At 70.8% G+C, this 12,973-nt stretch carries 10 protein-coding genes; 3 read left to right on the forward strand and 7 right to left on the reverse strand.

What is annotated here, in order from left to right; all coding sequences use genetic code 11:
- Window positions 1–268 precede the first annotated feature (268 nt).
- Both OG210_RS16515 and OG210_RS16520 read left to right on the forward strand, forming a co-directional pair.
- On the forward strand, window positions 269–1,423 hold the full coding sequence (locus OG210_RS16515; RefSeq protein ID WP_328328287.1) for an acyltransferase: 1,155 nt from the start codon (window positions 269–271) through the stop codon (window positions 1,421–1,423).
- A gap of 27 nt (window positions 1,424–1,450) precedes the next feature.
- Window positions 1,451–2,668, forward strand: coding sequence for a cytochrome P450 (locus OG210_RS16520; protein ID WP_371537304.1), 1,218 nt, complete (start codon window positions 1,451–1,453; stop codon window positions 2,666–2,668).
- A gap of 280 nt (window positions 2,669–2,948) precedes the next feature.
- Here OG210_RS16520 and rfbH read toward each other — a convergent pair whose 3' ends face one another.
- The 4 genes from rfbH to OG210_RS16540 form a co-directional block, all read right to left on the reverse strand.
- Entirely contained in the window at window positions 2,949–4,256 is a 1,308-nt protein-coding gene (gene rfbH / locus OG210_RS16525; RefSeq protein WP_328328283.1) for a lipopolysaccharide biosynthesis protein RfbH, read from the reverse strand.
- Between the two features lie 32 nt (window positions 4,257–4,288).
- Entirely contained in the window at window positions 4,289–5,191 is a 903-nt protein-coding gene (locus OG210_RS16530; RefSeq protein ID WP_328328281.1) for an NAD(P)-dependent oxidoreductase, read from the reverse strand.
- Window positions 5,192–5,301: 110 nt separating this feature from the next.
- A complete protein-coding gene (gene rfbB, locus OG210_RS16535; RefSeq protein WP_371537308.1) occupies window positions 5,302–6,288 on the reverse strand; it encodes a dTDP-glucose 4,6-dehydratase in 987 nt (328 codons plus the stop codon).
- Window positions 6,285–7,352 carry a glucose-1-phosphate thymidylyltransferase gene (locus OG210_RS16540; protein ID WP_328328277.1) on the reverse strand — a complete coding sequence of 356 codons (1,068 nt, stop codon included), beginning with the start codon at window positions 7,350–7,352 and terminating at the stop codon, window positions 6,285–6,287. Before OG210_RS16540 ends, rfbB begins: the two co-directional genes overlap by 4 nt.
- Window positions 7,353–7,435: 83 nt before the next feature.
- On the opposite strand from OG210_RS16540, the gene OG210_RS16545 reads away from it, so the two are divergent.
- Window positions 7,436–7,582 (forward strand): hypothetical protein, encoded by a 147-nt coding sequence (locus OG210_RS16545; RefSeq protein WP_328328275.1) that lies wholly within the window; start codon window positions 7,436–7,438, stop codon window positions 7,580–7,582.
- Here OG210_RS16545 and OG210_RS16550 read toward each other — a convergent pair.
- The 3 genes from OG210_RS16550 to OG210_RS16560 form a co-directional block, all read right to left on the reverse strand.
- Window positions 7,572–10,067 carry a glycoside hydrolase family 3 C-terminal domain-containing protein gene (locus OG210_RS16550; RefSeq protein ID WP_371537311.1) on the reverse strand — a complete coding sequence of 832 codons (2,496 nt, stop codon included), beginning with the start codon at window positions 10,065–10,067 and terminating at the stop codon, window positions 7,572–7,574. The genes OG210_RS16545 and OG210_RS16550 overlap by 11 nt on opposite strands.
- A gap of 62 nt (window positions 10,068–10,129) precedes the next feature.
- Complete coding sequence (locus OG210_RS16555) at window positions 10,130–11,575, reverse strand: sulfatase-like hydrolase/transferase (RefSeq protein WP_371537314.1); 1,446 nt, start codon at window positions 11,573–11,575, stop codon at window positions 10,130–10,132.
- A gap of 35 nt (window positions 11,576–11,610) precedes the next feature.
- Window positions 11,611–12,966, reverse strand: coding sequence for an MFS transporter (locus OG210_RS16560; RefSeq protein WP_371537317.1), 1,356 nt, complete (start codon window positions 12,964–12,966; stop codon window positions 11,611–11,613).
- Window positions 12,967–12,973 lie beyond the last annotated feature (7 nt).

Consider the following 12,973-nt stretch of genomic DNA (forward strand, 5'->3'; position numbering starts at 1 on the left):
AAGGGATTGACGAGCTGCGAGAGACGGACTGTGCCGATCTCTGTAATGGCTGAGTAGCCGCTACCTCCATGCGTAGGCCCATACGGGGCTCGGAGAAACCGTAACACCACCCCGCGGAGCGGGCAACGTGTCCGCGCCGGGGGCGTCCGGCCCGCCGGTGGACCGGAGTTGAGCCAGATTTCGAGTCAGCCCCTAGCGGCCGCCCATAGCTTTCGGGCCGATCCGGCGTCGGGTACCGACTCCCTCAACCCATTCCAGGAGCTGGAACATGACCAGTGCGTCTCCACCGATCCGCCAGCTGCCCTCTCTGACCGGCTACCGCGCGATCCTGTTCATCGCCGTGTTCATCACCCATGCTCTCGGCGCCGGCTACTTCTTCACCAACCAGTCGATCAACAAGGCAGGCACCCAGCTTCCCTACGGCACGGGCGCCCTGGCGACCTTCTTCGTGCTCAGCGGATTCGTGCTGACCTGGGGTGAGCCCTGGCGCAGTACGGTGGGCCGGTTCTGGCGGCGGCGCGTGGTGAAGATCTACCCCGGGCATATGATCGTCTGGGCCGCCACCCTGCTGCTGCTGTTCGCCGTGGGCCCGATATCGATGATCGGCTCCTGGCAGCAGACCCAGGCCGGCCCGGCGGCGGCCAACCTGTTCCTGCTGCAGGACTGGGTTCCCCGGATGCCGTACGTCTTCAGCGTCTACGGCGTGAACTGGTCGGTCTCCGTCGAGATCCTGTTCTACCTGGCGCTGCCGCTGTTGATCCGCCCGATCCTGCGCATCGCCGACAGACGGCTGTGGCACTGGTTCGCCGTGTGCGCGGTGGTGATCGTCGCGATCCCCACCCTCACCCACTTCTTCCTCGGCGGGCCGCACGCGCCCGGCCAGAACATGTCCTGGAACCAGGTGTACTACACCGACTTCTTCCCGCTCTCCCGGATGCCCGAGTTCCTGCTCGGGGTCTTCCTCGCGCGCATCGTGCAGACCGGCAAGTGGCCGCGGATGAGCATCTGGTGGCCCGTCGTCATCACGGCCGGCCTGTGCTGGCTGGTGTTCCAGCTGCCCGAGACGTTCCGCGTCAGCGGCCTGCTCACCATCGGTCTGTGCCTGTTCGTCCCCGCCATCGCCGTGCGCGATCTGGAGGGCCGGCCGAGCTGGCTGGACAACAAGTTCATGGTGCTGCTCGGAAACTCCTCGTACGCCGCCTATCTGGTGCACTTCCCGCTGCTCGCACTGACCCGGCACATGGTCGGCGAAGGGAAGCAGTTCAAGCAGTTCGACACGGGGACCGGGCTCCTCATCGTGGTGGTGCTCTTCGTGGTCGTCCAGCTCATCGGCGTCGGGATGTTCCTCGCGGTGGAACGACCGCTCATGCGCCGGTTCGGCTCGCCACGCCGGAAGCCGGCCTCCGACCCCGTACCGGCCTGACCGTCCCCCAGAGACCGAGGAGCTCCTGTGACCGATCCGGACCAGGTGATGAAGTTCCCTTTCCCCGACAGCCACCGGCTGGACGTCCCGACGGAGTTCGCCGATCTGCGGGCGAAGTGCCCGGTGCAGCGGGTGGAACTGCCGTACGGCGGTGAAGGCTGGCTGGTGACCCGGCAGGCCGACGTCAAGACGGTGCTCGGCGACTCCCGGTTCTCCCGGGCCGCGACCGTGAACGCGGACGTTCCCCGGACGAAGGACTGGCTGAATCCGGGCGGTGACATCCTGTCGTTGGACCCGCCGGAGCACGCCCGGATACGCAAGCTGGTCTCGGGAGCGTTCTCGCGCCGGAACGTCGAGCTGTGGAGGCCCCGCATCGAGGGGCTCGTCGGCGAACTCGTCGCGGGTATGCGGGCGGCCGGTTCCCCGGTGGATCTGGTCGAGTCGTTCACGATGCCGCTCCCGATCACCGTGATCTGCGAGATGCTGGGCGTGCCGGCCGAGGACCGCCACTACTTCCAGCGGTTCTCCGAGCTGATGTTCAGCGGCACCGGCGTCGCGGCCGAGGACGTCCAGGACGCCGCCACCGGACTGATGTCCTACCTCGCCGAACATGTGGCCCGCCATCGCGCCGAGCCGCAGGACGACCTGCTGTCCGAGCTCATCGCGGCGCGTGACGAGGACGAGGGACGGCTGACCGAGGAGGAGCTGGTCACCCTCGGTATGACCATCCTGGCCGCGGGGCACGAGACCACGGCCAACGCGATCGCCAACTTCGTCCACACCCTGCTCGTCGGGGGGCTGTGGGCGGAACTGGCGGCGCGGCCCGACCGGTTCGACGCCGCGGTCGAGGAGCTGCTGCGGTTCGTTCCGCTGGGTGGCAGCGAGTCCCTGCCGCGGATCGCCACTGAGGACGTGGTGTTGGGGGACGTGACCGTATGCAAGGGGGAAGCGGTCTTTCCCGCGATGGTCTCGGCCAACTTCGACGGTGAGGTGTTCACCGATCCGGACGTCCTCGACCTCGACCGGACCCACAATCCGCACCTGGCCTTCGGCTTCGGACCGCACTTCTGCCTCGGAGCCCAACTCGCCCGGACCGAGGTCCGGGTCGCACTCGCGACGCTGCTGCGCGAGTTCCCTGAACTGCACCTGGCTGTACCTGAAGCCGAGGTGCCGTGGCGCGAGGACACCGCGTTGATCCGCGGCCCGCGCCGCCTCCCGGTCGCCTGGCATCCTCAGGCCGACTGACGGAGGACTCCCGAACGACGCGTTGAGGACGCACAACGTCCTCGGCGCGTCGTTCGGCGTTGTACCCCCGGGCGGGATGGTTCAAGGCCCTGGGCCCCGGGATGGTTCAGGGCCCCGGGCCGCCGGGCAGTTCAGGGCCCCGGGCCGCCGGGCCGTACACCGTCCCGGACCCCCGGGCCGTGAACCGCCCCCGTCCCGGACCACACAAAGCGGCCCGGCCAGTTGGCCGGACCGCTGTCCTTGCGGGGTCCCGGCAGGGCCGGGGGCCCCGCCGAGGTGATCAGCCCTGCGCTGTCACGAACTCCTTCACCGAGGCGATGACGTAGTCGAGCATCTCGTCGGTGAGGGCGGGATAGACGCCGATCCAGAAGGTCTGCTCGGTGATGATGTCGCTGTTGGTGAGGTCCCCGACGACCCGGAACGGCTTGTTGATGTAGGCCGGGTGGCGGGTGAGGTTGCCGGCGAACAGCCGCCGGGTGCCGATCTTGCGGCTCTCCAGGAAGTCGACCAGCGCCGCCCGGGTGAAGGGGGCGTCGGGGGCGACGGTCAGTACGAAGCCGAACCAGCTCGGGTCGCTGCGGGGCGTCGCCTCGGGCAGCAGCAGGTGCGGTACGTCCTGCAGTCCGTCGCGCAGCCGCTTCCAGTTGTGCTTGCGGGCGGCGATGAAACCGTCCAGTTTGGCGAGCTGGGTCAGGCCCAGGGCGGCCTGGAGATCCGTGGCCTTCAGGTTGTATCCGACGTGCGAGAAGATGTACTTGTGGTCGTAGCCCATCGGCAGCGTTCCCATCTGGTACTGGAAGCGCTTGAGGCACTTGTCGTTCTCGCCAGGCTCGCACCAGCAGTCCCGGCCCCAGTCGCGCAGCGACTCCACGATCCGGGCCAGCGCCAGGTTCGAGGTGAGGACGCAGCCGCCTTCGCCCATCGTCAGATGGTGGGCCGGGTAGAAGCTGACCGTCGAGAAGTCGCCGAAGGTCCCGGTGAGCTTTCCGTCGTAGAGGGAGCCGACCGCGTCGCAGTTGTCCTCGATGAGGAACAGTTCGTGCTGGGCGGCGAGTTCGGCGATCTCGGCCACCTCGAAGGGGTTGCCGAGTGCGTGGGCGACGATGATCGCCCGGGTCTTGGGGCCGATCGCCAGCGCCACCCGCTCGGCGGTGGTGTTGTACGTGCCGAGCTCTACGTCGACGAAGACCGGGACCAGCCCGTTCTGCAGGATCGGGTTCACCGTGGTCGGGAAACCCGCGGCCACGGTGATGACCTCGTCGCCCGGCCGGAGCCGCCGGTCCTCCAGGAGATGGGAGGTCAGCGCGGAGACCGCGAGCAGGTTGGCCGACGACCCCGAGTTGGTCAGATGGGCCTTGCGACGCTTGAGCCTGCGCGCGAAGGCCGACTCGAACTTGCGTGAGCTGCGGCCGGCTGCGATCCGCATGTCCAGAGCGGCCTCGACGAGCGCCGCCCGGTCCTCCTCGTCCAGCACCGCACCGGACGGCCAGATCTCGGTGACGCCGGGCACGAAGCCCCCGCCGCCTTCCTGCTGTTCCTGGTGGTACTTGCGGACCTCGTCCAGCACCAGCGCCCTGTGGTCGCTCATCCCCGGTTCCTTCCTGCAGTACTGATGGGTGGTCATGCGGCCGCGAGCAGATCCCGCAGCGATTGTTCGAGTGAGTGGCGCGGCTCCCAGCCGAGCACCTCGGCGGCGCGCGAGATGTCCAGTTGCTGCCATTCCGTGTCGACGCGGGACGGCCCGCCGGCCGGGCTCTCCTCGACGACCCGGACGGTCGGTCCGCCGACCGCGATCAGCCGGTTGACCAGGTCACGGGTGTGGACGGCCGTACCGCTGCCGATGTTGATCACCTGGCCCAGCACATCGGTGTCGTCCGCCCGGACGGTGCGCAGGACGGCGTCGGCGACATCGCGTACGTCCACGAAGTCGCGCCAGGCGCGCAGCGGCGGCAGCCGCAGCTCGGCGGGGACACCGGTACGGCCCCGGTCGGCGGCGAGCCGCACCAGCCGGTCCGCCACCGAGCCCAGCAGGCTGCCGGGGTGTGTGCCGGGACCGCAGACGTTCGCGATCCGCAGCACCACCCCGGGCTGCCCGCCTGTGAGAGCCGCGTCGAGCACGGCCCGCGCGCCGAGGAGTTTCGTACGGCCGTACGGGGTGACCGGCGCGGGTTCGGTGTTCTCGTGGGTGCCCGCGCCGCTGGTCCCGGGGCCGTACTCATGGCTGCTGCCCAGCTGGACGAGGCGAGGGCGCCGTTCCAGCAGGGCCAGTGCGCGTATCACGCGGACGGGGAGTTCGACGTTGCCGGTGTGCATCTGACGCTCGTCGGCCTTCCAGGCCCGGCCTGCGGCATTGACGACCGCGTCGGCCCCGGCGTCGGCGACGAGCGCCGCTGTCCGTTCCGGTTCGGCTGTCACCAGGTCGAATCCGGCGGGGACGGGGACGACCCGCTCGCCCGCGTCCGTCAGGGCCCGGCAGATGTGCTTGCCCAGGAAGCCGCGGGCGCCCAGCACGACGATGTTCACCCGGCGCCGCCGGACAGTACGAGAGCCTCCATCGGAGGTCCTTTCTCATGGGTGTGACGTCCTCTCCGGCCGGCTCGGCGGGCGAGCCCGGACGGTGGAGGCGGAGGAGGTCAGAGCGCCGCCCGCTCCTTGAGGGGCTCCCACCAGGCGCGGTTGTCGCGGTACCACTGGACCGTTCTCAGCAGGCCCTGGTGGAAGTCCACGCGCGGTGCGTAGCCCAACTCCTCGCTGATCTTGGCGCAGTTGACCGAGTAGCGGCGGTCATGCCCCTTGCGGTCCTCGACATGGACGACGCTGGAGTCCCAGTCGGCACCGCACGCGTCGAGGAGCATCCCCACGAGCTCCTTGTTGGACAGCTCGGTGCCGCCGCCGATGTTGTAGATCTCGCCGGCGCGTCCCCGGGTCCGTACGAGTTCGATGCCCTGGACGTGGTCGTCGACGTGCAGCCAGTCCCGGACGTTGCTGCCGTCGCCGTACAGCGGGACCGTCCTGCCGTCCAGCAGCTGTGTGACGAAGAGCGGGATGGCCTTCTCGGGGAAGTGGTGGGGGCCGTAGTTGTTGGAGCAGCGGGTCACCCGCACGTCCAGGCCGTGCGTCCGGTGGTAGGACAGCGCGATGAGGTCGCTGGACGCCTTCGCCGACGCGTAGGGGGAGTTGGGCCGCAGCGGGTCCGTCTCCGGCCAGGAGCCCTCGTCGATCGACCCGTACACCTCGTCCGTGGAGATGTGCACGAACGTCCCGATGCCGGCCCGGTGGGCGGCGTTCACCAGGGTGTGGGTGCCCAGGACATTGGTCCGTACGAACTCGGCGCCCCCGTCGATCGACCGGTCCACGTGCGACTCCGCCGCGAAGTGCACCACCTGGTCGTGCTCGGCCATCAGCGGCGTGACGACGCCGTCGTCGCAGATGTCGCCCTGTACGAACGTGAAGCCGGGATGCGAGCGCACCACATCGAGATTGGCCGGATTGCCCGCGTAGGTGAGCTTGTCGAGTACCGTCACGGAGACATCGCCGGGCCCCTGGGGGCCCAGCAGTGTCCGGACGTAGTGGGAACCGATGAAGCCGGCACCGCCGGTGACCAGTACACGCTTCGTCATGACGAGATCTGCACCTTGCTGTGATCACCGAGCACGAACCGGTGGGCGGACGGGTTGCGGGGGGCCGGGGTCACCTGCACATCGCGGCCGATGAGCGAGGCCTCGACGCGGCGCACACCGGTCAGCGCGGAGTTCTGCAGGATGATCGTGTACTCGATCTCGCTGTCCGCGATGTGGCAGCCCTCGGATATGGACGTGAAGGGCCCGACGTACGAGTCGGTGATCACGGCGTCGGATCCGATGATCGCGGGCCCGACGATACGGCTGCTGGTGATCCGGGCGCCCTTCTCGATCCGGACCCGGCCGATGATCTCGCTGGTGGCGTCGACCGTGCCCAGCACGTCGGGGACGATGGTCTCCAGCACCGAGCGGTTGACCTCCAGCATGTCCGTGACGTTGCCGGTGTCCTTCCAGTAGCCCGAGATCGTGGTCGACCGCACGTCCCGGCCCTCGTCGATCAGCCACTGGATCGCGTGGGTGATCTCCAGTTCGCCGCGCCATGACGGCTTGATGGCCCGTACGGCCTCGTGGATGGCCGGTGTGAACAGGTAGACGCCCACCAGGGCGAGATCGCTCTTGGGGTGCTCGGGCTTCTCCACCAGCGCGGACACCCGTCCCTCGGCGTCCAGTTCGGCCACTCCGAAGGCCGACGGGTCGAGCACGGGGGTCAGCAGGATGTGCGCGTGGGGCCGTTCGGCGCGGAAGGTGTCCACCAGCTCCGTGACGCCGCCGACGATGAAGTTGTCGCCGAGGTACAGCACGAAGTCGTCGTCGCCCAGGAAGTCGCGGGCGATGCGCACCGCGTGCGCCAGCCCCAGCGGCGCGTCCTGGCGGATGTAGGTGACCTTCAGGCCGAAGGCGGAACCGTCCCCGACGGCCTCGCGGATCTCGTCGGCGGTGTCCCCGACGACGACGCCGACCTCGGTGATGCCGGCATCGGCGATCGCTTCGAGACCGTAGAAGAGAACGGGCTTGTTGGCCACCGGCACCAACTGTTTCGCCGAAGTGTGGGTGATCGGTCGAAGACGGGTCCCAGCCCCGCCCGACAGCACGAGTGCCTTCACGTAGCCAACCTCCACAGCAGATGTCGCCAGTCTTTCGCCGTTCGTAGCGTGGAGGCCGTAGCTGCAGGGAAGGTCGAGCCGCGGTGGAGGGGCGCCGTACCGACCTGCCCGGCCGTACCGACAGCCACGCCGGCCGCTTCGCGATCGGCGTCGGCGCGGCGGTGCACTGCGGGACCGGCTGTCAGGTGCCGGCCCCGCAGTGGTTCGGTGCGGCTGGTGTCAGCCGGTGATCTCGACCGTGGTGGCCGGGCCGCGGGACGCGGTCGCGTTGCGCGCGGCGTGGAGGTGGTAGCGGCCGGGGACGGTGGTCCACCGGGAGGCCGCCGTGTCCCAGATCTGGAAGGCGCGGCGGGCGAGGGTGATCTCCGCCCGTACGGTCTCGCCGGGGGCGGCGGTGACCGGGGTGAAACCGACGAGCCAGCGGGCCGGACGGCGCGGGTCGGGCTCGGCGGGTGACGCGTAGAGCTGGACGGTCTCGCGGCCCTGCCGGTCGCCGGTGTTGGTGAGCTGGACGTGGACCGTTCCGCCGTCGGTCCCGATGCTGTCGTAGGTCCACTCGGTGTAGCCGAGGCCGTGGCCGAACGGGTACGCGGGCAGGGCGCGTTGGCGCTGCCAGGCGCGGTAGCCGATGAACACGTCCTCGTCGTAGGGCAGCACGCCGTCCTCGGGGGTGACCCGGGTGACGGGGGCGTCCTGGAGGCGGGCCGGCCAGGTGGTGGGCAGGCGTCCGCCGGGTTCGGTGCGGCCGAGCAGGACGTCGGCGAGCGCGGCGCCGCCCTCCTGGCCGGGGAACCAGGTGAGCAGCACGGCGGCGACGTCCTCGCGCCACGGCATCTCCACCGGGGAACCGGCGTTGACGACCACGACGGTACGGGGGTTGGCGGCGGCGACGCGGGCGACGAGCTCGTCCTGGCGGCCGGGCAGGCGCAGGCTGGTGCGGTCGAAGCCCTCGCTCTCGACGGCCTCGGTGGTGGCGACGACGACGATCGCGGTGTCCGCCGCGGACGCGGTGAGGACGGCCTCCTCGATGAGCCGGTCGTCCTCGTGGCCCGCCGCGTTGTGGGCCAGGGAGAAGACGACACCGCGCAGGTCTCCGTACTGCATCTTCGGGTCCCCGGCCACCAGGCTGACCCGGACCGGCTCCCCCGCGCTCAGTTCGACGGCTCCGCGCGGCACCGGTCGGCCGGTGAGTGCTTCCATGGGGTCGCGGCTGTCCGGTTCGTGGACGCCGTCGAAGAGGACGGTGCCGCCGACGGTCAGGCGGAAGGCGCCCAGGCCGGAGGTGCCGAAGCGGTGTGTTCCGCCGCTGGGGGGCGTGAAGGTGCCGGTGAGCTCCACCGAGTCGACGGCGTCGAAGTCGGCGCCGCCGGGCAGGGAGCCGGCCTGCCACCGGGCGCGGCCGAGGACCACCGGCTCCTCGCCCAGCACGGTTCCGGCGGAGTCCCGCAGCACGGCCCGGAGCTCGAAGCCCTCGTCCGGCCGGCCCAGTCCGTCGCGGATGTCGGCACCGGCGGCGTAGGTGAGGGTGGTGCCGTCGGGGAGGGCGTCGCGCAGCCCGTCGAGCGGGGAGACGACGTGGGCGGGGAAGACGGTGGCGGAGCCGCCGCCCAGGGCGCGGGCCTCACGCGCGGGGTGGCCGATCAGTGCGAGGGTGCCGCCGGGGCGAGGGGCGAGCGGCAGCAGGTTCTGCTCGTTGCGGAGCAGGACGAAGGAGCGGGCGGCGATCTCCCTGGCCACGGCCCGGCCGTCGAGCGGCTCCGGCCGCAGCTGCGCGGGCACGGCGGGCGCGGCGCCTTCGAGCAGCCCGGCCCGGGCGGCGAGCCGCAGGACGTGGCGGACGGCGGTGTCGACGGTCTCCTCCGCGACGCGGCCCTCGCGTACCGCCTTCGCCAGCGCGGCCCCGAAGACCGTCTGCGGTCCCGGCATCGCGATGTCGAGGCCGCCCTCGATGGCGCGCTCGGTGTGGCGTGCGGCCAGCCAGTCCGAGACGACGGCCCCGTCGAACCCCCACTCCTCGCGCAGCACACCGACTTGCAGCCGGCGGTGCTCGGTCATGGAGCTGCCGTTGACCGAGTTGTACGCGGACATCAGGGCCCAGGGGCGGGCGGCGGCGACGATCTCCTCGAAGGGCGCCAAGTACAGCTCACGCAGGGCGCGTTCACAGATCAGGTTGTCGACGGTGAACCGCTCGGTCTCGGCGTCGTTGGCGACGAAGTGCTTGGGGGTGGCGCCGATGCCGCTCTCCTGGAGGCCGGTGACATAGCCGGCTCCGATCCGGGCGGTGAGCAGCGGGTCCTCGGAGTACGTCTCGAAGTGCCGTCCGCCGAGCGGGGACCGGTGCAGGTTGATCGTGGGGCCCAGGAGCAGGTGGACCCCCTTGCGGTGGGCCTCCTGGGCGAGGACCCGCCCGGTGCGGTGTGCGAGATCCGGGTCCCAGGTGGCGGCCAGCGCGGTGGGGCTGGGCAGGGTCAGCGAGGCGTCGCCCGGGGCCCACGCGGTGCCGCGGACGCCGACGGGCCCGTCCGACATGACCAGGGAGCCGAGGCCGATCTCCGGCAGTGCCGGGAGGGTCCACAGGTCCTGGCCCGCCAGCAGCCGGGTCTTGGCGTCCAGGCCGAGCCGGGTCAGTGCCTCGTCGATCACCCGGTCGTGGTCGTGGTCATGGCCGGTATCGCTGCCGTGGTCCGTGCCGGGCCGTTCGGCGGAGGATGTCATGGTGATGCGCTTCCTGTGGGCGGGTCGGGGCGGTGTGCGGGAAGACGGGGAGGGCGGCCGGTTCAGGCGGTACGGGCCGGGGTCGGTGCCGGGAGGTCCACCTGGGGCAGCCGCGGATCGGTCTTGAAGGGGATGACGTCGCTGGTGGTGGCGAGCCAGCGCAGCAGGGCGTCCTGCATCCGCTGCTGTACGGGGGCGTGTTCGGGCGTTCCGGCGAGGTTGGTCCGCTCGTGCGGGTCCTCGCCGCGTGCGTACAGTTCGGGCTGCTCGTACAGGCGCCACACATAGGTCCAGTCGCGGTCGCGGACGGCGAACGCCTTGCCGACGAGGTCGGGGGCGTCGTGCTGGAGCCCGCTCTTGCGGTCGTAGGGGAAGGCGGCGCGCTCCATCTGCCCCTCCTCCTCGACCGTGAACCCGCCTTCGGTGAAGGCGAATGCGCGGTGCGGCGTGGCCGGGTCCGTCAGCTGCGGGACCAGGCTGCGGCCGAAGTGGCGGTGCGGTGCCTCGACGCCGGCCAGTTCCAGGACGGTCGGCAGCACGTCGATCATCTCGACCATCTCCTCGCAGTGCCCGCCCTGTCCGATGCCGGGGCCCGCGATGACCAGGGGGTCGCGGGTGACGCAGTCGTGCATGGCCGACGGCCACTTCTCGATCAGCCCGAAGTCGCCGAGGTACTCGCCGTGGTCGGCGAAGAACAGCGTCACCGTGTTGTCGGCCGCCCCGGTGCGCTCCACGGCGGACATCACACGGCCGAGCTGGTCGTCGAGCCGGGAGACCATGCCGTAGTAGGTGGCGGCGACCTCCCGCCACTGCTCCTCGGTGACCTCGCCGAGTTCGTACCGCTCGCGGATCGCCGCCATGAAGCCGGGCTCGCCCCCGGGGGCGCCCGGCGCCACGGGTGCGGGGACGGCGTCGCGGTCGTGGAGGGAGTACCAGGGTTCCTCGGCCTGGAAGGGGCAGTGCGGGGCGACCATCGGCAGGAAGAGCACCCAGGGCTCGGCCGGAGGGTTCGCCAGCCAGTCCTCGGCGGTGCGGACGGCGGCCTCGTCGGGGTCGGTCCGCCCGTCGTCGGGGACGGGTCCGCGGTAGAAGAGCCGGGACCACACGCCGTCCGGGTAGTCCCCTCCGTAGGCCACGGTCGGCAGGGTGGAGAAGCCGTACGCGTCGACGCTCTGCTCGGTGGCGCCCGGGGCGAAGGTGTCGCCGCGCATCCCGGCCCAGACGACCTGGTAGCCCGCCTCCTTGAGGATCCGCAGCAGGTTGGGCTCGTCCGGCTTGAGCAGGTGGGTGAGGGTGCGGTGCCCGGCGGTGTGCGGGTACCAGCCGGTGAGGATCGAGGCCCTGCTCGGGGAGCAGACCGGGTGCTGGACATACGCCTGGCTGAAGCGGGTTCCCCGGGCGGCGAGGGCGTCGAGGTGGGGGGTGCTCGCCTGGGGGTTGCCGAAGGCGCCGAGTGCGTCGGCGCGCAGCTGGTCGGGCATGAAGACGACGAAGTTGGGGCGGGTCATGTGGGCCTCCGGGGGCGCGGGTTGGGTACGGCCGGTCAGGAGTCGAGGGTCCGGGCGTGGTCCGCCCGGCGGTCCAGTTCCTGCTGGACGGTGGCGGCGTCGCGGGTGGACGGCCGGTAGAGGAGTCCGATCAGGGCACCGTTGGCCAGCGTCAGCAGGACCGCGAGCCACAGGAACGCGGCCTGCAGGCCGAAGGCGTCGCCGATGTATCCGGCGAGCAGGGTGGTCAGGGCCCAGCCCGCGGCCTCGGCCGAGAGCATGATCGAGAGAGCGGCGCTGCGCAGTTCGGGCACGACCGCCGAGATGAGGCAGGGCCGGTTGAGGCCGGGCATGAACCCCTGGACGCAGGAGAGGGCGCCGAACAGGACGAAGTACACCGTCAGGGACTTCCATGGGATCTGGGTGGCGACCGCGGCGATCAGGGCGTACGCGAGGACGTCGGCCTGCATCGTCGCGATCCGTCCGGCGCGGGGGAAGCGCCGGTGCACCCGGTCCGCGGTGAGGCCGCCGAGGACGGTACCGAGGCAGAAGCAGACGGCGACCGGCAGCGTCGTCAGCGAGGCCTGGGCGTTGCTGAAGCCGCGCACGTCCACGAGGAAGGTCACCCCGAATCCCAGGAGCACGAACTGACCAGTGGTCAGTCGCTGAAGGCAGAGCAGGACCAGGGTGCGATTGCGCGCGAGCTCGCGCAGCCTCCGCCGGTCGAGTGCCCCCGCGGAGCGGGACCTGGCCTTCAGCGCGGCGAGCTGGGGTTCGGACGCGCCCACGCCCGGGTCACGCAGGAAGGCCAGGGCCAGCAGGCCGAACGCGATCTGGACGCCGCCCATGGCGAAGAAGCCGTAGCGCCAGCCGTCCTTCACATCAGCGAGGCCGCCGAGGAGTGGCCCGGCCAGACCGGTGCCGAGGATGGCGAGACCGTAGAGGTAGCCGGCTGCCCTGCCGCGCGTCCTGTCGTCGAACAGGTCGGCGAGCAGAGCGTTTGTCAGCGGGCCGCCACCGGCGATGCCGGCGGCGGCGACGGTGATGAGTATCAGCAACTGCCAGTAGTTCTGGGCGAATCCGGCGGCGACGGTCCAGACGCCCCACAGGCCGCAGCACACGGCGAGGACGTTCTTGCGCGGGTAGCGCTGGGCGACCACGACCCACAGGGGGCCGCAGAGCACGGTGGCCATCTTGGCGACCGAGAGCAGGGCGCCGAGTGCGGACAGGGGGAGTCCGAGGGCGGTGCGCAGTGCGGGGAAGAGGACGGGGATGACGCTGCTCTCCCCGTTGTCCACGCTCAGCAGGCCGCCGAGCAGACTGATCTGGCGCCACCGGCCGGGCTGGGCTGGTGCTGTCCTCGTTGCGGTGTGCGGGGAGGACGGGGCAGGGGGTACGGCTTCGATCGGCATCGTGCGA

Source organism: Streptomyces sp. NBC_00466 (assembly GCF_041433995.1).
GTDB lineage: Bacteria > Actinomycetota > Actinomycetes > Streptomycetales > Streptomycetaceae > Streptomyces.